Source organism: Streptomyces sp. NPDC012935 (assembly GCF_042900345.1).
Taxonomy (GTDB): domain Bacteria; phylum Actinomycetota; class Actinomycetes; order Streptomycetales; family Streptomycetaceae; genus Streptomyces.
Map to the genome: position 1 here is coordinate 389,098 of NZ_JBIBBC010000007.1, position 18,931 is coordinate 408,028.

17 protein-coding genes are annotated in these 18,931 nt (G+C 67.1%); 11 read left to right on the forward strand and 6 right to left on the reverse strand.

Annotated elements, in window-relative coordinates; genetic code table 11:
• The first annotated feature begins 184 nt into the window (after positions 1–184).
• Both ACFY5C_RS20170 and ACFY5C_RS20175 read left to right on the forward strand, forming a co-directional pair.
• Positions 185–889: a hypothetical protein gene (locus ACFY5C_RS20170; RefSeq protein ID WP_389446039.1), complete on the forward strand. Its 705-nt coding sequence runs from the start codon at positions 185–187 to the stop codon at positions 887–889.
• Positions 890–1,065: 176 nt separating this feature from the next.
• A complete protein-coding gene (locus ACFY5C_RS20175) occupies positions 1,066–2,052 on the forward strand; it encodes a S8 family serine peptidase (RefSeq protein WP_389446041.1) in 987 nt (328 codons plus the stop codon).
• Positions 2,053–2,132: 80 nt separating this feature from the next.
• Here ACFY5C_RS20175 and ACFY5C_RS20180 read toward each other — a convergent pair whose 3' ends face one another.
• Positions 2,133–2,678, reverse strand: coding sequence for a hypothetical protein (locus ACFY5C_RS20180; protein WP_389446043.1), 546 nt, complete (start codon positions 2,676–2,678; stop codon positions 2,133–2,135).
• Between the two features lie 563 nt (positions 2,679–3,241).
• On the opposite strand from ACFY5C_RS20180, the gene ACFY5C_RS20185 reads away from it, so the two are divergent.
• From ACFY5C_RS20185 to ACFY5C_RS20205, 5 genes are all read left to right on the forward strand, one after another.
• A complete protein-coding gene (locus tag ACFY5C_RS20185) occupies positions 3,242–3,568 on the forward strand; it encodes a WXG100 family type VII secretion target (protein ID WP_389446045.1) in 327 nt (108 codons plus the stop codon).
• Between the two features lie 20 nt (positions 3,569–3,588).
• A complete protein-coding gene (locus ACFY5C_RS20190; RefSeq protein ID WP_389446047.1) occupies positions 3,589–4,617 on the forward strand; it encodes a PE-PGRS family protein in 1,029 nt (342 codons plus the stop codon).
• 227 nt (positions 4,618–4,844) lie between these two features.
• Positions 4,845–5,258 (forward strand): hypothetical protein, encoded by a 414-nt coding sequence (locus tag ACFY5C_RS20195; RefSeq protein ID WP_389446049.1) that lies wholly within the window; start codon positions 4,845–4,847, stop codon positions 5,256–5,258.
• A 66-nt stretch (positions 5,259–5,324) separates the two neighbouring features.
• A complete protein-coding gene (locus ACFY5C_RS20200) occupies positions 5,325–6,455 on the forward strand; it encodes a hypothetical protein (RefSeq protein WP_389446051.1) in 1,131 nt (376 codons plus the stop codon).
• Between the two features lie 358 nt (positions 6,456–6,813).
• Positions 6,814–7,206: a hypothetical protein gene (locus ACFY5C_RS20205; protein WP_389446053.1), complete on the forward strand. Its 393-nt coding sequence runs from the start codon at positions 6,814–6,816 to the stop codon at positions 7,204–7,206.
• A 121-nt stretch (positions 7,207–7,327) separates the two neighbouring features.
• Here ACFY5C_RS20205 and ACFY5C_RS20210 read toward each other — a convergent pair whose 3' ends face one another.
• The 4 genes from ACFY5C_RS20210 to ACFY5C_RS20225 all read right to left on the reverse strand — a co-directional run bounded on the left by ACFY5C_RS20210 (position 7,328) and on the right by ACFY5C_RS20225 (position 15,132).
• The gene (locus ACFY5C_RS20210; protein ID WP_389446054.1) at positions 7,328–7,846 is read right to left on the reverse strand and encodes a hypothetical protein; all 519 of its coding nucleotides are present in this window, start codon (positions 7,844–7,846) and stop codon (positions 7,328–7,330) included.
• A 652-nt stretch (positions 7,847–8,498) separates the two neighbouring features.
• Positions 8,499–10,430 (reverse strand): SUKH-4 family immunity protein, encoded by a 1,932-nt coding sequence (locus ACFY5C_RS20215; protein ID WP_389446056.1) that lies wholly within the window; start codon positions 10,428–10,430, stop codon positions 8,499–8,501.
• Between the two features lie 467 nt (positions 10,431–10,897).
• Positions 10,898–13,006, reverse strand: a complete 2,109-nt coding sequence (locus ACFY5C_RS20220) for an SUKH-4 family immunity protein (RefSeq protein WP_389446058.1) — start codon at positions 13,004–13,006, stop codon at positions 10,898–10,900.
• A 140-nt stretch (positions 13,007–13,146) separates the two neighbouring features.
• Complete coding sequence (locus ACFY5C_RS20225) at positions 13,147–15,132, reverse strand: toxin glutamine deamidase domain-containing protein (RefSeq protein WP_389446060.1); 1,986 nt, start codon at positions 15,130–15,132, stop codon at positions 13,147–13,149.
• A gap of 805 nt (positions 15,133–15,937) precedes the next feature.
• Between ACFY5C_RS20225 and ACFY5C_RS20230 the strand changes: the two genes are divergently transcribed.
• The 3 genes from ACFY5C_RS20230 to ACFY5C_RS20240 are packed head-to-tail and all read left to right on the forward strand — an operon-like array spanning position 15,938 to position 17,323.
• The gene (locus ACFY5C_RS20230; protein ID WP_389446062.1) at positions 15,938–16,216 is read left to right on the forward strand and encodes a hypothetical protein; all 279 of its coding nucleotides are present in this window, start codon (positions 15,938–15,940) and stop codon (positions 16,214–16,216) included.
• Between the two features lie 9 nt (positions 16,217–16,225).
• The gene (locus ACFY5C_RS20235; protein WP_389446063.1) at positions 16,226–17,029 is read left to right on the forward strand and encodes a hypothetical protein; all 804 of its coding nucleotides are present in this window, start codon (positions 16,226–16,228) and stop codon (positions 17,027–17,029) included.
• Positions 17,030–17,080: 51 nt separating this feature from the next.
• Entirely contained in the window at positions 17,081–17,323 is a 243-nt protein-coding gene (locus tag ACFY5C_RS20240; RefSeq protein ID WP_328878837.1) for a hypothetical protein, read from the forward strand.
• Between the two features lie 495 nt (positions 17,324–17,818).
• Here ACFY5C_RS20240 and ACFY5C_RS20245 read toward each other — a convergent pair whose 3' ends face one another.
• Positions 17,819–18,472: a hypothetical protein gene (locus ACFY5C_RS20245; protein ID WP_389446065.1), complete on the reverse strand. Its 654-nt coding sequence runs from the start codon at positions 18,470–18,472 to the stop codon at positions 17,819–17,821.
• Between the two features lie 39 nt (positions 18,473–18,511).
• Here ACFY5C_RS20245 and ACFY5C_RS20250 point away from each other — a divergent pair, with 39 nt between their 5' ends.
• Positions 18,512–18,907, forward strand: a complete 396-nt coding sequence (locus ACFY5C_RS20250; protein WP_389446067.1) for a hypothetical protein — start codon at positions 18,512–18,514, stop codon at positions 18,905–18,907.
• Positions 18,908–18,931: the final 24 nt, after the last annotated feature.

Here is an 18,931-nt window from a genome sequence, read left to right on the forward strand (position 1 = left end):
TTGGCCGGTACAGAGCCCGCAGGGCAATGGCAATCCGTACGCGCAGCAGCAGCCGCCGATGCCGGCGGCGCCAACCCCCGGTACAGCCGCCTCGTCCTACGTGCAGGCGCCTTGGCCGCCGCAGGGCCCGCAGAGCGGAGCCCCCGGCGGCGGTTCCGGCCGAAAGGCAGTGGGTTCTCTGCTCGTGGCCTTCGGAGCTCTGCTGCTCGTCGCTGGGGGCGCGCTCACCGCGCACGCGTACAGCAACGCTCAGCAGGAACTGGCGAACTCCGAATACAGCAACGTGATGTGGCGGGATGAACCGGTCGACTCGTTCTTCCCGACCACCATCGGCGGTCGCGGTGGCTACAACGGTGGCCTGTACGACCGTGAGCAAGCGATCTGGAACCGAGTAGGGATCTCTCCGGACACCGACTGCGACAAGGGCCTCACCAGCCATACCTTGAAGGCTGCCAAGGAGAACGGCTGCCAGGCGGTGCTGCGCGCCACGTATGTCGACTCCACCGCGAACATGGTGGCGACGGTCGCTGTCGTGGTGTTGCCCAAGGGATCCCCGGAGAGCGGGCCGAGGACGAGTATCTACGAGGCTTACCTGGACCACCTCCAAGACGACGGAGTGGTCGCTCCCTACGCCGTGCCCGGCACTGTGGCCGCCAAGTGGAAGTACCGCAATGGCGCCGAACTCGCACCGGTGGGTGGTGAGCACATGCCGTATGTCGTGGCGGCCAGTGTCGGCTCCGTCGACGGCCACGTCGCCGGCGATCTGCCCGGGGAGTGGGGCGACAGCGACGGCAACAACGTCGATCGCGGGTCCTGGCAGGCCAACGCCGGAAACCTCGTCACGCTCTTCCGCGCCCACATGGAACACCTGCAGACGGGGGACTCCTGATGAACATCCGACACATGTGCGACGCGGCAGTGACGGGGGCTGCGTTGACGGTTCTGACGGGTGCGGCTCTCTCCTGGGCGGTAGCCCCCGCATCAGCTGCCGAGAATGCTCCGGTCAGCTGGGAGTCGGCTGCTCTTGGCCTGCCGAAGGCGCACGCGACCACACAGGGTGAGGGCGTGACCGTCGCGGTATTGGACACCGGTATCAACCCTGATCATCCGGCACTCAAGGGCCGGGTGGCCAAGGTCGGCCCTGACTTCTACGACTTGGCCGGACTCAAGCCTGGCGACTACGGATACGGCATACATGGCACCGCCATGGTGTCGGACGTCCTGAAGGTCGCGCCGAAGGCCAAGATCATCACAGCCCGGGTGATCAGAGACGGCCATGATGTGAAGGCGGAGCGACTGGAAGACGGCGTCAGTCCTGTCGCCGAGGGCATCGATTTCGCGGTCGAGAACGATGCTGATGTGATCTCGTTGTCTCTCGGCGGAGGCGTCATCAACGAGCTGAGGAACGATGAGCTGGCCGCCGCGGCGCGCGCTGTCCAAAAGGGCGTCACCTTGCTGGCCGGCGCGGGCAACAGCGGTGACGAGGGGAACGAAGCCAACTTCCCCGCCGGCTACGCGAACGTGATCTCCGTCGCCGCGACCAAGCAGGGAGGGCAGCGCGCCGAATTCTCGACGGTGCGCACCCACAACACCATCGCTGCACCGGGCGTCGGCATCATCAGCGCCGACAAGGACGGGGGCTACCGGCCGGTCAACGGCACTTCCCCGGCGACGGCTCTCGCCGCGGGCGTCACGGCGCTGATGCTCGCCGAGAATCCGGATCTGACCCCGGCCCAGACGCGCGCGATCTTGATGCGTACGGCCGACCACCCGGAAGGCGGGCACAACCCGCTCGTCGGCGCCGGCCAGATCAACGCCGCCGCTGCTGTGCGAGCGGCAGCCAACCCGCCGAAGATCGACACCACGCCGAAGCCTTACAAGGGAGACGTCCAGCACTTCGCGTCGCCGACCGGCACGGACAAGGTCTCCCATCCGCCGATGGAGACGGAACTGGTGACGATCGGCCTGAGCGCTGCCGGTGGGGGCCTCCTGCTTGTGCTCTGTGGTGGCCTGCTGTTCCGCAAGAGCAAGCGACAGCGAGCCGCTGTCTGAGACATCGGTGCGAGACCCGGGGTGGGCGAGCACGAAGGCCCCGGCGTGCCCCCTTTCCAGGGGGCACGCCGGGGCCTTCGTCACGCGATGAAAACCACCAGCAGGCTGACGATGAGACCGATGCTGCTTACCCCTACCAGTACGACGCAGGTGCGCAGGAGCTGCCTGCTCGGCGCTCGGCTCGAGGAGAAGCCGGTGACCATGCCGAAGTAGCCGATGGTGAGGGGGAACAGGGCGCCGAACCACCAGATGCAGCCGACTGCGATCGCACCGACCCAGCCCTGGTCTTGCTGATAGGACGTGTCACCGGTCTTGAGGACCTCGATGACGTCGCCGCGCTGGTACAGGGCGTCGCTTTTGAGTTCGGCGTTGACGTCCTTGGCGGTGCCGTCGTTGGCGGTGAAGGTGCCGTAGCACCACTTGGTTTTGGTCCGCTTACGCGAACTACTCGACGTGCTCGAGCGGTACTTGTAGTCCACCGTGCAGGTCTCGACGGTGAGCTTGCCCGGCGTGGACGAGGCATAGGAGTAGGGGCCGAGGTAGCCGCCGAGCGCCAGAAATATCACGCCTACGAGGATGAGGCCGACGCCGATGAGACGGCCGAGCCCCTCAGGTTCTCCTGGCACGGCGGTGTTCGGTGCGGCGTTCCCCTGTACTTAGCCAGAGCGCGAGAGACGCGTCGTCTCCAGCGTCCCGGTCCTGTGGTTGTTCGAACGTGTCGTCCACTTGTGCCACGGGGATTTTCGCCCCGGATTCGAAACACGATGAAGTGTCCACTTCCGCGTTTGGGTAGTGGTCGGCATCCTTTTGCGCTGTCCAGCTTCCGGAGCAACTGAACTGAAGTTCTGTCGAACGTTTATGTGTGCCGCAGTGGGTCTTCGCGTGTGTTTTCGCATGAAGACACGGTGAGGGTTCCAATGGTGCCCTCACCGGAGAGTTCTCCGTGCAGTTCTGGAAGGGGTACAGGGCGACGGCCACGGCTGCAAGAAGCAGCCCTGATCCGAGGAGCCTTTCTCGCCCGCAGACTCCCCGTACTGATGTAACGCGGCAGCGCCGTCACCGCTTTGCGGGTCCCTTTGAATCGCTTGACGATCTCTTGACCGATGGGCTTTCTTGATTGTGCGGGAGGAGTCTAAGCTATCCGCCTGTCGTGCAATATGACGTACAGCAAGGGGAGTTCGGGGGAACGATGACGTTCGACACCTTCAACGTGGACACTGCTTCACTCCGACAGCAGGGGCAGCGATTCACAGCCCTCGGGGGTGATTTAGCGAGTGCTTCCAAGCGGTTACAGGGTGTCCTTGAGGGGATCGGAGAACCGTGGGCGGACGCGGAATTCGGAGAGATCTTCGGTCAGGTCTACGCGCCGATTCGTGACGGCCTCTTCACATCGATGGACAGCCTCGCGGAGCGGCTTCAGCAGATCGGGCACAACCTGCAGGACAACGCCCGCAACTACGAAGCCTCGGACGCGTCGAACAGCAGCCTGCTGGACAAGATCTCCGGCCAAATCTAAGCGAAGTCGGGGCTATCAGTATGTCGCTCACACTGCCGGGCGAGCTCGTCTGGGTACTCGACCTCCTCGGGTACAGCTGGCCCGAGGCCGACGAAGAAGCGCTGCACCAGGTCGCCGAGACCTGGCGGGCTTTCGGTAAGGAACTCGAAGAGATCCAGGCGGACGGTGAGGGATTCGCCCGCATCGTCCTCGCCGGCAGCTTCGGCTCGGCCATCGAGGGCTTCACCAAGGACTGGGGCGCCTATACGGGGGCGAACGGCGAGGACAGATACATCCCGGACGCGAGGACCGCGTGCGAAGTGATCGCCTTCGCCTTCGACGCGGCCGCGGTGGCGGTTCTCACGGCGAAGCTGGCCGTGATCGTGCAGCTCGTCGCCCTGGCCATCGAGATCATCGCGGCGCAGGCGGCGGCCCCGTTCACGTTCGGGCTGTCCGAAATCGGTGCACTTGGCGCGACGCAGGCCACGCGGTTGATCGTCCGGGAGCTGCTGGACCGCCTTAAGAAGGAGGTCATGGAGGCGATCACCAAGGCCTTGGAACACGCCACCATGGACGCCCTCAAGGCATTGGCCAAGAAGATCGTCAAGGAGCAGGTCAAACAGCTCGTCCAGGAGCGGGTGGTAGACGCCGCCAAGGACAAGGCGCGCGAGGCTGCCGTCGGAATGGCGCAGAATCTGGGCCGGCAGAGTGTCGAGGCTTACTTCGACGCGCGCTCAGGTATCGACGTCGGTGAGACGGCTGATGTCGCGAAAACGGCCGTCGGCGACTATGTGAACGGTCTCAACAACGAGGTCAGCGGGGGCGAAGGGTCGGCAGTGGCCGACTACGCGGACCCGAACACGTACGTCGACAACGCGAAGGAGACCGTGAGCGGGGCGGTCGGAGATCGTGCACAGCAGGGTGTCGACGCGTTGGTCGGGCATGGCGTGAGCACCGGCACAAGACACGCCGCCGACGGAGCTGTAGCCACCGACTCTGCGGCGAACTCCAGTTCTTCCGACTCGCAGGCGGGGAGGGCGGACGACTGGGCTCGGCATGAGTTCGGATGACGCTGCCGCGGTGCCTATCACCGCTCCTGCCGACTTGATTGCCGGCCGCCTTTGTAAACGATCAAGTTCGCGAAACGAACCGATTTGTAACGGTCAACAATTGGCAGCCGGCGTTGAGTTGACGTGTCTCACGGGGCGCCTGCGCTGTCCGTGTATTGAAGCGTTCGCAGAGGCGTTGGTAGGTTCACGCCGGTCGAGACACCCCGACCCTCCCGATGAGGTACTCCTTGGACAGCGCCGCGAACAATTCCGACAAGCCCCTAGATGACTCCGAGTTTCTGGAGATGACCCAGCAGGACGCTGCCCAGGCCAAGATCCTGCGGCAGTCCCTGGAGCATCTCGCCTCGGGGCTGGGAGGGGCTGCGCTGAAGGAGATGGCCCAGGAGGTTCTCTCCGGACGAATGGGGCTGCGCGAGGCGGCCGATGTGTCGGCGTACGCCGAGGAGGCGGTGCAGCAGTCGGCGCCGCTGGCCGAGAAGTGGGCCTCCATGTCCGACCGTGAGCGGGAAGAGCTCGCCGCGGAAGGGGAGCACCGGCTCGAGGAGCGGAGGCGGCAGGTCGAGGAAGAGCGGCGTGCGGAGTCCGAGAACCGATCCGACACGAAGTCGCGTCACGATGGGCGCGGCTGGTCCTTGTACTGATGGCGCAGGGGTGGTGCTCGGCGGCTGGACGACCGATGGGTCAGCTGAAGCAGGTGATGGGGAACTGTGGACTTCAACGTGGATCCTGACGCGATCGACGGCTTCTCGAAGCTGGTCGGGCGTGCTGCCGAGGGCGGTGAGAAGGCCGTTGCATACGTCGGCACTCACGCCCAGATCGAGAAGGGAGGCGGGGATCTCTATGACCTCGTCACCGGAGAGCACGACCAGTATGTGAGCGAGGCCAAGAAGGCTTTGGGCAAGGTCCGGGGCGTTCTGGACTCCTCCATGAAGGAGTTGGCGGGCTCGGCCACGTACTACCGGTCCACGGACCGGGACGAGGCAGCCAAGCTCGATGCCACCTATCCTGGTTCCAAGGCCTCTGCCGGTGCGTCCGGAGGAGACCCCAACGACTTCTCGGACGCCCGCGATGCAGCGGACACACTGAAGCCGCCGGACGGGGACAGCAACAACCCCATCGTCAAGTACGCGTCAGGCCATGTGGACGAGTACAAGATGAGTCCGGTGCAAAAGACCCTCGGCAGCGCGCTCGACATCGGTAGCCCTTCCGCCATGGCTGTGGAAGCGTCCAAGCTCCTCTTCGACTTCGACCCTTTCGCCGTCTGCACGAACTGGGTGTTCGGGGACTGGAACAAGTACAACGACTGCGCAGACGTGTGGGCCAACCTCGCATCATTCTGCGATGCGGTGGCCGGCAATGTGCGCAGGGGCAATCAGACCGTCGGTCTCAGTTGGGACGGAAATGCCGCGGACGCCGCCACCGTGTACTTCGAGGAGTTCACCAAGAAACTGGACGAGATCAAGGAGACCTTCGAATCCCTGCGGACCTGCTACGCGCAGGCTGCGCAGTTGGCGTTTCAGCTTGCTGAATTCCTCAAGTCGTTCCTGGTGGCGTTCTGCGACATGCTCGTCATCTGGATGGTCAACCTTGCTGCGGCGTGGGCCGTCAACGCGATCCCTGTAGGTGGACAGGTCGCCTCGGCGGGCATGTTCGCGTTGGCCGCCGCGCAGGCCCTTCGTCTCATGCAAATGTGGTCGGAGGCGGCTATGACGTTCGACAGGTTTGCGATGGCGCTCAGCGGGATCGCCCTGGCCGCGTCGGCGGCCATCAACGGGTTCTCGGCGGCGGACGGATTTCCCGAGGTGGGCACCAGTGGTTACGACCACCGGGCTGTGTAGCGGAGAACGAGGTCAGAATCGATGGGTTTCTTTGGCGGGGTCGACGACCTGGAGCGTTTCCTCACACGGTCGTGCTACCTGAGCGTCGCGTCCGTCCCAGCCTGCTGGGGCCTCATGGTCTTCCTCATCGGAGACGGTGGCTGGCGATTCACCTTTCTGGTGACCGCCGTCCTTCCGCTCATTGCCGCTTTTCTTGGGATCCGTGCCAAGCGGGAAATCATTACGGGGATGTCGGCTACGGCGTTCGGACTCGCTTTTGCCTCAGTGCCGTTGATGCTTGGACTGGCGTACCTCGAGGGTTCTTGACGTGACGCGCTGGCCGCCTGCGGAAGCACGTAGACCGCTAGGCTCGGTTGCCATGACAACGGATGGCGGCAACGCGGCGAATGGGCCGGACAGGACGGGCGGGCGGCCGCTGCCCTCCGGGGCGAGCGCGGATGAACTGCGGGCGCAGTTCCATGCCCAGGGCCGAACCGGGCTCGTGGAGGAGCGGCGGCGTGACGCGCGGCAGGCTCGGGGGACGTACGCGGCGATCGCCGGGTTGGTCGCCGTGGTCTGCCTGGGGCTGATGGTCGTACGCCTCGGCCAAGGCGATGCGCTCGGCGTCTGGGTTGCCACCTACGGCGTGGGTGTGGCCCTCGGTGGCTGGGGTTTTGTGCTCGCCCGGACCGGTCATACGCGGTGGGCGATGATGGTGACGTGTATCGGGGGAGCGTTGGCGGCTGTCGGTGACAGCCCCGCCTTCCGCTGAGGCGGGCGGGCTGGGAGTCGCTGACTGAAAGCCGGAGCTTCGGCTCAGCTACCGACCGGGGACCAGGCGGTGGCCGCCCGGACCGGCATCTGAAGACGACGTCGTCATGCCTGAGACGACGTCACGTCTGGGGGCGCCTGCTGCCGAGCAGGTAGGCGAGGCCCCAGGCGGCGGCTGCGGCGAGCACGAGGCCGAGCAAGGAGAAGACGTCGACTCCGCCGGAGGCGTTGTCGCTCCACCATGCCTTGGCCGGGAAGAACGGCTCGTACCTCAGCAGGTCCCAGAGGGCTCCGCCCCCGTCGTTCTCGGCGAGGACGAGCACGATGGCGTTGGTGTAGCCGAAGAACGCGCCGAGCGCGGCTATGACGGCCCCACTGATGTGGGCGCCAGTGTTCCGGTGACCCACCAGGCCGACCAACGAGCCGACGATAGCTCCGTTGAGCAGCGCGTGGCCCAGGTAGATGGTGTTGGCCATCGTGACCGACTGGTCCTCGTATGTGGCCAGAATGAGACCGCTGTAGAGCAGCGAGACGATGACCGAGACAAAGAACCCGAGGAAGACCGCGCCCACCGGATGACCGCTTGTGCCCGGCCGTTGCCCGAAGGGGGGCACCGCCTGGAACGGCGGTGCGGGGTACATGGGTTGCATCGGCGGCTGACCCGGGGCAGGCGGCGCTCCGGGATACATCGGAGGCTGGCCGGGGGCGGGCGCCGGTCCGAACCCCTGGGGCTGCTGCTGCGGGGCGGGCTGGGTGTAGGGGTTGTTGGGGCCCTGAGGGGGTTGCGGAGGCTGTGGTGGCGGCTGGAATGGTGGCTGGCTCATTGAAATCCCACTGAGTGAAGAGGTAGGAACAGCAAGTTATCAGTGAGATCAGGAGGGGGGCGTCGGAGCTGGGGCGGGGGGAGTGAAGGGCGTTGAGGGGAGCGCCGGGATAGGGCGAGCAGCAGTCGGGACTGGAGCAGTGCCAGATCGCCGGGTGGGCAGTCCGCCTTCAGGGGGCGTCCCGGTATCCGCTCAGTGCTGCTTGCCAGTTGGACGAGGCCGCGGCTGCGGGGCAGATCTCCTCGCCCAGGCCATCACGCTTCGGTGAGCATCAGACTTCTCAGCGCTCCCGCGAGGGAAATCACTCCTGGTCGGCCCTGAGCTTGGCCCGAGCCCAGGCTCGGTCTCGGAGGGGCAGCTCGTCGTCGAAGACGTCGTGTGCGACCTCGCACTCCGCAGGCGCTTCGTAGCGGCCGGCATTCGCCCAGTCGCGGGAAGCGTGCGTCGCCGAGTAACCGGGCCCGGCCCGTCAGGCCCGGTCGTCGAAGTTGTAGTCCTCGAAGACCCTTTGCCAGCCCTGTGTCCGGTAGGCCTGGGGGTCGATGAGGTTCAGCCAGTGGCGTAGGTCCGACTCCGTGTCCTCGATCGACCAGTCGGAGGCCCACCACCAGTAATAGAGGCGGACCATCGCGACGAACTGGCCGAGGCTGCTTCCGGTCAGCGCGTCATCGAGCCCCGATGAACGGTCCGGCAGCACGCTCCCGTCGCTGCCGTTGAGGAGGAGTCGTGCACCTTGCCAGGTGCCGAGGTAGAAGTACGTGGACTCCGCGTCGGCCGGCTTGCCGAGCGGCTCGGCGACGGGGTGCAGGCCCGTGTCCGCAAGGCCGGTTGTGTCTAGTTCCAGGAAGCCTGTGACACAGGGGAAGCCCACCTCGGAGAGGAAGGCCCGTGCCTCGATGTCGGAGAGGGCGGCCGGCAGGGTCTCCTGCGGGAACCGTTTGACCGCCGCAGAGCCCAAGACATCCGTAAGCCAATCGGTTGTGGGGGCCAGGGCCATGGCCGGCAAGTCCGCCGGAGCCAGCTTCGTGCCGGTGCCCACCAGGCACTTGAGGAGACCGGTCTCCTGCTCGGCGCTCTGATTGATCTCGACCACGCACACCCCGTCGGTGGACGCCAGCGCGAGGAGATGGCCCGCGCGCACGCCTCGTCGGATGTACTCGGGCATGCGGGGCAGATCCACTTCGCCTCCGGCGGCTCCGGCAGGGCGCCACCCATGAGGCCCCTGATCAGCCTGCGTCGTGTCGGACGCGTCCGAGGCCTCTCCGGGCTCGGGCCGAGGGGCGCCCGAGGCCAGGTCCCAGGTGCCGATGTGGTCGCGGCGGGTGCGCGCTGTGACCAGGTCGCCGGTCGGTGTGGGCACGATCCGGAGCCTCCGGACGACCGGGCGCCTGACCACTGCGTCTGTGCTGAACACGCCGGCGCCGACGCCTTCGGCCCAGAGCGTCCGCCAGGGGAGGGCCACGGGGCCGGCCTCCGACAGGAGCCGATCGGCGGCTGTTTCCTCCGTCGGCCCGGCCTGCATCAGGGTCAGGTGCAGCAGCGCCAGCCACTCACCCTTGGATGACGGCTGCACGCCACGGCGCGCCAGGTAGTGGAGGCGGGCCCCGGCACTTCCCTGCGGGATGGGTCGTGCATGGAACGCGGCTTCGAATGCCTCGAAGAGCGACTCGTGGCCGACCCTGGCGACGGCCGCGGTGTCTTCGAGGAACGCATTGAACCGGTCGGCCGCTGCTGCGTGACCGGCCAGGGCGCGCTCGGCGTACCAGCGTGTCGCCTCTGGGGCGGCCGCGGCCGACAGTGCTGTGACTACGCGTGCGTGACAGGACATGGCTTCCTCGGCGGGCATCCGCGTTCGCAGATCCCGGGCCGCTGCCTCCTGATTGAAGGAGATGAGGGGAGTGCCTGTCCCATCGTCCGCCCGGTGGATCCAGTCCCCTGCCGCCGGGTCGCCGAGCAGCGACGCCAGCCGGGACTCGGGGATGTCTTGGCCAAGGGCGGAGCAGAGCAGGGACCACACGGGCAGGGGAACGAAACGGTGCTCGGCCAACGCCAGCGCGGCAAGGGCGGACGACAGGGCCGCATCCCCGTCCGGCTCCGCGAAGGCGGGCATGCCCTGAAAGCCCCCCAGCAGGGTCAGATGCCGCCCGCCCAACTCGTCTGCCCTGCCCGGGGCATCGTCGACTTCGACCAGCAGACGCATCCGCAGCCCGCGCCGATGGAATTTGATCAGCGCCCGCGCCACCTGATCGAGCACACGCTCCGGTTCGCGCGAGGTGCGCAACCGGCCCGCCCACTGCGTGTTCGTGAGTACGACCACCGGGTCGCCGCTGATCCGGCCGGCCACGGCGGCGAAGTTGCCCTTGAAGGAGTCCGTGGCGGCGATGCCAAGGGCCGCTGCCACGTCCCGGGCCACCTCCTCCGCGGACCTGCCGGCGCAGTCGACGTGGGCCGCGGCCGGGTGGCGGGCAACAACCCCGCGCAGCAGCGCCGTTCTGCCGCTGCCCGCGCGCCCGCCGATCCATAGCCAGGCGCTTGTGTCGCGACGTCGGTCGATCCACCGCAGCGCACGGTTCGGTGCGAGTTCTGCCGTGACTTCTTCCGGGTTCGGGGTGACATTCACGCGTCAGGGCTTTGCACGCTCAGGTCTTGTCTCCACAGGGCTTTCTTCGTTCTCCGTAGATCGCCGACGGCTGGTAGCAGCCGGCAAACGCCGCCTCCGGCCTGCCAGTGAGCATGATGATGCGTGGGGCTCCCGCCCACACCATTCGCTAGGCGGCGAAGGAGGGAAGCATTGCAAGTGCAGCAGCCGTCTAGTTGGGATGCGGTGTGCAGCCGTCACAGGGTCATCGGTCGGTCAGGGGGGATTGGTCACCCGATGCCTCGCAGTGCAGCAATCCAGAAAGCGGCGTCCGTGTCTGCGTTGTCGAGGTCGGGCAGTGTGTCCTCCAGATCGTCTCTGATCGCGACGCGCTCGGTACGGCTCCCGCTACTGGCCAGCATGCAGCGGCCCACAAGGTAGTGCTGGAGCAGGTCGATGAACGCGGCCAGGCTGCCGGCGATCAGCACGGGGCCGGATTCCTGCTCTTCGCCGTCGGCTGGCTCCTCCGGCTCGTCGTCGAAGTAGGAATCGAAGTCGTCTTCTGAGCTGCTCCAGTCGTCCGCACCGAACAGGACGACCTGCCCCGTTCCGCCGTGCAGGGCCAGATCACCGGCACCCCACGTACCGATCTTGTAGTACGTACCTGGAGCGGCATCTGCTGGCAGGTCATCAGGAGCGAGCCGAGACAGACCCACTTCGTCGAGAGCCTCGAGCCGGATAGCGGCGCCTTCGAAGGCGGGCAGGCCGACGTCCGTGAGAACGCGACGTGCCTCGGCTTCCGTCACCCCTTCGGGCAGCATGCCGGAGGGCAGGCGACGTACGACGCCCGGTTCGAAGAGGCCGGGGTCGTAGGAGCCTCGCGGCGGTGCTGTCCCGCGGTGCAAGGCGGGGTGGAAACCGGAGTCGTCGAAGAGCGGTTCCCCATGCACCTTGCTGATGTTCGGACTTGCGGTGGGGGCGTTGAGGTCGACCGCGAAGATGCCGCCGAGCCCGGTTACGATGACGAGGTCGCCGAGCGTCACCTGATCCGACACGAAGGGCGGTTCCAGCGTGTCGAAAACGGTCAAGTCGTCCCAGTCAGGTGTGACGTTGCGTTCCACGTCGGTGAGCCAGAGCGGCTCGCGCAGCCCCGGTGCCGGCATCGCCTCCAGCCAAGGGCCGGCCAGTTCCTCGCCGGTTTGGGCGTCCCAGACCCGGTATCGCTCGTCCCATTCCCCGGGAGCGGAGACGGCGTGCCGACCGGGGAGATAGTCCTCGGGGGCGAGGACCGGGTCTCCCAGTGGACCGGGCCGAACGTACGCGGCGTTCAGGGCACCCGGTGGGCGCCAATGGGCCCAGCGCACCTGCCAAGGCAGCGACTGGCCGGACGAGGCGATCTGGGCGGCGGTCTCCGTGTCGCCACGCACCGTACTCATCAGGTGTAGCCACGATGCCCATTCACCCTGGGACAGGGAATCGACGCCGCACATCCACAAGTTGACCGCGTCCCCGGCCGGGGACGCACCGTTCACGACACACGAGTCGTCGGCGTGGGCCGCGTCGATCAGGGTGACTTGATCGATTCGGGCAACGAGCCGGCCGTCGCGCTGAACAGAGTCGAACTCGCCGGCCTGCACGGCGTGCATCGCCAGTCCCTGTGTCAGGTACTGGCCGGTTGCCGCCGCCGCGGGCTGATCGCGCAGCCAGGCGACCAGCTCCACATTCACGGCTCGCACGATCTCGGAATCAGTGGTTCGACGTAGAGCCTCGGCATGCCGCTCATCACGGAAGCGGACCCAGCCGTCGCTGTCCACCTCCAGTAGCTCGCCAGTAGCCCCCAGCGTCGTGGCTACATCCGGAGACCGGCCCACATGGGGTCCCAGTGCCTGGGCGAGGGCGCTCCACACAGGCAAGGGAGTGCGACGGACCTCGGCCAGGGCGAGTGCACGCAACGCTTCGGTGTCCGTGCCGTCGAGCAGGTGCTCCGCGGCCTCTTCGGAACTGCCCGGTTGCAGCGCCACGACCAAGTGATCGTGTGCCAACCGGACATCCGGCAGATCCCGCTCGACCACGACCTTGAGACCGCCGCCAACTGCCAGTTCACCGGCGAAGCGGTGCACCATGCGCTCGGGCTCCGCGGAACGCCGAGTACGCCCCGCACGGTGGGCATTGACGATGATGACCAGCCCGCCACCCAGCGGGGAGTCCTCAAGCTCGAATCCCCAGTCCGCCCGCTTCTCCGGCAGAGTGGTGAATCCAGCAGCCGTCATGACCTGCCCGATGAGGTCCTCACAGGTCAGCCCGGTGGCATCCACGAGGACCGCCTCGCCTCGGGCTTCACTCAGCCGCAGCAGTGTCTCTGTCCGTCCGGACCCGGGAGGGCCGGTCAGCTCGGCCACGCGCTGGGGCCCGTTGTGCGACCACTCCAGGAGCTCGGCCAGGGCTTGGTCGGGTGACATGGGCGAGGGGGTGGCTGTCTGAGGGCTCATCGCTGAATCTGCTGACCTTCGGTGTGTTCACACAGGGGCGGGCTAGGGGGCTACTTTAGCTGCGGCGCGATCCCCTTCCAGAGGGCTTCGACCTTCCTGACATGTCTGACCATCTCTCGATCGCGGTTCTTCTCGTTGGTGGTGACCGGGTATTTCTTCTTGACCTCAGCCGTGATCTTTTTCTTTTCCTCGTCGGGAAGAGCGGCTCTTGGGTCCAACTTGAGTTCTGCCCGGCGCTTTTTCTGGAGTTCCCTGGTCAGTTCGGATCGCTTCTGATCCGCTGGGTCGGCCCGGTATGTGGTGCTGTAGTACACAGGCGCGCCGGCCAGGCGCTCACCCAGAAGGTTTGAGCAGTTGGAACTCCCGAGTCCGCCCTTCTTGTCGCCGCACGGCTCGCGTTCGGTGTACAGGGCGCTGATTGTGTAGTTGCGCCCTGTGCCCTTATGGGCTTTGTTGACCTCGTCGATCCAGTCGGCGATGTGTCGTTCCGAATGCAGACCGGTAACGCCTGAGCGGCTTGGGAACGACGAGTCCGTCACATATTCGATGGTGCCGTCGTCCCGCCGCAACTCGACTACCGCGAAGTTTCGTTGAGTCAGGTCCGGTGTGTGTGTATCCGGAACCTCGAGCTTCGTCATCAACTTTCTGACGCGCTCGCCGGGAGTCTTGTGCTTGGCGGCGCCTTCGGACTCCTTGCCGTTGGCCATCGGGTTGCTGTTCACGCCGTACTGCTCGTGAGCTGATTGGCTGAGGCGAGCCAAAGTGGAGATGACCAGCATTTTCTCCCCCCGGTTCAGAGAATCGAATCCGGGCAGGGCCTTGTTCAACCCATCCGATGTGAAGGTACGCGGTCGATCTGGGGAGGTGTTGGGGTCCTTCGCGGAATCCGCGGCCACGTTCAGGACGTGAGCGAGCTGACCGTTCTTTGCCCATGTCTGCAGTTGTTGGTCGACGTGGCCCTGCTGCAGGCGAAAAACAGGATTGGTCTGGCGGACACGCTGCTGCGAATCGTCCGGGTCCAGGTTGCCCTGTTGCTGCTTCTTGTCGCCGAACTCGCGGTCCAGGCGTGGGTGAGAGTCGTCGGGGTGCGGTTCGAGTCCGGCGTTCTTGCCCTTGCCGTCTTTGTCGCCGTTGCCGTCCTTGTCGTCCTTTCCGTCTGCATTCTGGCCGCTGGATGGCTGGCCAGCCGGTTCGGCAGCTGGCCTCCGCGCTGTGTCGGCAGACGACTCTGGGGAGGTTCGAGGGTTGCTGCGGTCGCCATCAGGGCTGTTGGAGTCCGTGGCGCCAGGCTGGTTCGGCGTCACTGGCTGCCGGTTCGAGTCCAGCGGAATCGCGAAGACCCCGTTGTTTCCGTCGTGCAGCGGCCTCGAGCTCTGCTGCCCCGTCTGGGCGTCGATGTATGTGATCTTGCCGTTGTGGTTGACGGCGTTCCACGCGTGGGCCCGTCCGTTGGCGTCCTGCGTGATGATGACAGCCTGCGAGCCGTGTCCGCTGTTGCGGAGGGTGTTCTCCAGGCGGTTGAAGGCGTCGCGTCCGTTGCCCATGTCGCTGAAGCGGGCGCCGAGGGTGTTCTCGATGCGGTCGCGGCCGCCCTTCTCACCGCGGTCCGAGGGGTTGCCGTCGGCGTCCAGGTCCGGGGTGCGCGCCCCGGCGGCCGTGGGGTTTCCGGCGTAGGTGTCGACCGTGGACAGGGCTGTGTCGACGCAGTTGTTGTTGCGGCCGGGGGCGTCTCGTCCTTCGCCGTTGATGCGCTCCACCCAGCGGCCGTCCGATGGGTCCGGCGGTCGGGTCGGGTCGCCGTTCTCGTCTCGGGGGACGGAGTTCTCCAGGGCGTCCTGTTCCGCCCTGGTGGGGTCGGTTACGCCGCCCGGCGGGTTGGTGTTGCGGGTCTCCGAGGCCGGGTTCGGAGTCTCCCTCGGCTTCGGGTTGTCCGAGGAGCCCTGCTGGTTGGGGTTGCCGGGGGCGGAGTCCGGAGTCTGTGGGTTGGACTGACTGGGCTGGTTGCTCGGCACCTGGGTCACGTGGTGGATCGGCACCGGGATGACCTGGGGCTGCTGTTGCTGGTGTGGGGTGTTCGCCGGGGGCTGCTGAGCGTTGGGCTGCGCGCTTGGCTGGTTCGGGGTGTTCGGCGCGCTGCCCGCAGGCTGGTGCGGTGGCCTGTTGGGGGTGGAGCCGGGGTTCGGCTGGTTCGGAGTGCCGGGCGTCCCCTGAGTCGCGGGGTTGCTGGTGGGGCCGGCCTGGGGCGACGAGTGCGGACTGTTGCCTGGTGTCGAGGTGCGCTCGGGTCCGGTGCCGGTCGACGTGGAGGGCGTCGACGTCGGGGTGCTGGTGGAGGGCGATGCGGCCCTGGGGGGCGTCGACTGCGCCGGGTTCTGGTTCGGGGTGGTCGTACTCGGGTTCTGGCCCGGAGTGTTGGTACGGCTGCCGCCGGAAGAGTCCGTGCTGTTGCGGGGCGTGGTCCCGTCCCCCGGTGTGGCGGTCCCGGGGTTGCTGCGGGGCGGAGTGCGGTCGCCGGGTGTCGTGGCGGCGGGGGTGTTCCGCGGCGTGCTGCCGTCGCCCGGGATCGTAGTCCCGGGCCGCTGGGCCGGTATTCGTCCATCCGGCGTGCCCTGCGTACTCGGCGTACGGCCGTCCCCCGCACCCGGAGCTCGCCCGTCCGGCGTTGAGGCAGGCCTACTCCCAGGCCCTGAGGCAGACGCACTGCCCGGCGTTGAGCCAGACGTACTCCCCGCCGTTGAGGCGGACGTGCCCCCCGGCGTTGAGCCAGACGTACCCCCCGGCGTTGAGGCAGCCGTACCGCCCGGCGTCGCAGCCGGCGTACTCCGAGGCGCCGTAGAAGGCGTGGCGCTCGGAGTGGAGGCAGGCCCCGTCCCCGTTGCGGAGGGGGTGCCAGGCGTACCGGCGGAAGGATTCCTCGCCGGGGCGGAGTTGGCGTTCGGGCTCGTGGCGGACGGCGTGCTGCTGCCGCCGGAGGCGCCCTGGCTGTGCTGCCCACCCGGAGCCGCACCCCCGGTGGAAGGCGCCGTGGGCGAGGTCGGCATCGCCGAGCCGCCGTCCGAACGGGCGCCGGAACTGGCGGCAGACGAGTCGGCCGTGGGCGTCGGTGCCGCGTTGGACTGAGTGGGAGCGGTGGCGGCCAGGCCGTCGATCTGGGTACCGATCGAGCCGCTCCCCGGCGAGGAGGACGTACCGCCGGATGACGCCGACGCGGGCGCGGACTGTGCCGACGGAGACGGCGAGGACAGACCGGATACGCCGGAACCGCCACCGGAGTGCGAGGTCCCGGAGGCGCTCGGCGTGCCGGACGAACCGTTGGAGCCGGGGGAGTTGGACGTCCCGCCGGACGAGGGGTCGTCGAAGTCCGACAGGGACGATCCGGAAGGGGCCACCGTCGGCCTCGAGTACGGCGCGTCCGAGGAGGACGGATTCTGCCCGGAGCCGGAGTTGGAATCGGACCCCGAGCCGGAATCAGGGCCCGCCCCGACATTCGGTCCGCCGATGTCGTTGCCGCCGGTGTCGGCCGATATCCCGTTGCCTATGTTCACGCCCGGCCCACTGCCGTTGCTCGAACGCGACGATGTCGACGAGTCGGACGAGTTCGACGAGTTCGACGATGTCGACGAGTCCGAAGACCCCGACGAACCGGAGTCCGAGGACGACGACGAAGAGCTGGAGTTGGAGCTCCCCGAGCCGGAGTCCCCGCTCCCGCTGCTGCCGTCACCGCTCCCGTCGGCCCCGGCACCGTTGTTGCTGCCCGGCGTCCCCGACGGCCCGTTGTACCCGTCGATACGGCTGTCGATCGCGTGGTGGAAGCGATCGCCCGCCTTCTTGCCCATGCTGTCGCGCACGCCCTCGGCGAACGTCTGCGGGCTCTGCTTCAGGGCCTCCAGTCCCGCCGTGCCGCCGGCCTTCATGGTGGCGCCGATGTCGTAGCCCTCCTGGGCGCCGAAGCCGACGTTCACGGTCTGGCGGATGAGGTCGGTGATGATCGCCTCGATCGCCGAGATCGCAGGTTCCTTCATGGTCTCGATGAGTGCCTCGAGCAGCGCCTTTTTGAGCTCGTCGAGGATGCGGCGCACGAGGAGGCGGGCCGCCTGGGTGGCGCCCATTCCCGCTACCGAGGACAGACCGAAGGTGAAAGGCGCGGCGGCAGCCGCGGCGGCGATCTGGATGGCCAGGGCGATCAGCTGGGCGATCACCGCCCACTTGGCGAACTCGACGAGGTAGGCGCAGGTCTCCATCACGTTCGCGATGAGGAAGGCGGCCTCGGCGGCGTTCCGGAGGTAGCCGTCGCCGCCGCCCCCGCCGTCGAACTTCTCGTACGTCTTCGTGAACTTGTCGATCGACTCGCCGGCGTTGTTGGCGGTCACCGTGCGGGCGCTGGTGTTCGCCTTGGTGTGGAGGTCGGTGACGTCCTCGCCGAACTTGCGCCACAGCGCCGCTGAGTCTCTGAGCTTGTCCTCGTCTGCCGTGGGCCATTTGTAGCCCAGCATCTGGAGAACCCACTCGAGTTCGTCCGGCAGCATCATCGACACAGCAGAAAGCACCCCCGTCAGACAGCACGGCCGTACACGTCCCTCACCAGCCGAGGGAAATCACACAGGAGTACAGCCGTCAGCAAAGTTTACGGACTCACCTGTTGATGACTTCAGGTGTTTGCTGTCACAAGTCCGTTGCAGGTCGCCGCTGTTGCCTGGAGGGGGCGGCAGGAGGGCCGACCGGTCATTGTGTACGGCCCTGGGTGCGCTGTCGGTGTCCCTTGACGTCGGGGCGGCCGACGTGGCCCTCGGCACGTTCGGACTCGCCGAGCCAGATGTGCGGGACGTACTGCTGGACCGCCGAGACGAGTTCCTGTCGGCAGGGTGCGGGGAAGGGGAGGCGGTGGCGCAGGCGGGGCAGGTCGGGGTGCAACGGCTCCTCGTCGCGGACGAGGGTCCACAGGACGGGGTCGTCCCGGTCGATCGGGCCGGTGGGGAACAGTTCGAGGGAGTAGACCTTCTGGCTTCGGCCGAACTTGCTCCAGTACAGGCCGACTCCGGCTAGCCCCTGCCAGGGGATGACGTTGCGAAGATTTCCGTTCTCGACCCACAGGCCTGTGGCGTCGACGAGGATCCGGCTGCGACGGTTCGCCCAGTTGGCGATGAACAGGAACACGCCTAGCGCACCGAGCAGCAGCATGAACACGAGGCCCACGTAACCCGCCGGGTTGGATTCCCCCTTCTGGTTCCCGGTAGCAACCACGACCGCGCCGACGACGCCGACCGCGCCCAACGCGATGAGCAGGACGGAGCAAGGGAGGCCGGTCATGGCGCCGCGACGGCCGGTCCGAATGACCATGGCGTCGGGCGCGGGGGAGGGCGTGTGCGAAGGCAACATGGTGCGTGAGCTTAGCGAATTGACCTACGCTGCCTCCCCATGACGACGCACGGCCGGGAACTCGGCGGGGAACACGTACAGACGCAGCTGCGAGGCGACGAGGGCGATCCGGTCCCGCCCGAGGTGGACGAGTTGCGGGCGAGTTTCCCCAGGCAGTCGGATCCGGGGTTCGCGAGTCGGCGGTCGCAGCAGGCGCGGAGCGCTCGCGGTGGGCTCATGGCCGCCGGGGCGCTGGTGGCGCTGGTCTGCCTCTTCGTGATCGTGGGACGCCTCAACAGCGGTACCCAGGCGAGCGTGGGGACCGCGATGTACTGCGTGAGCCTCGCTTCCGCCGGCCTCAGTGTGGAGTTGGCGCGGCGCGCCCGCACCCGCCTGGCCATGATGGCGATCATTCTCGCGGCGGCGGGCGCGTCGCTGGCGGACGCGATGCCCTGACTCGCTCGTTTCCGGTCAGGGCAT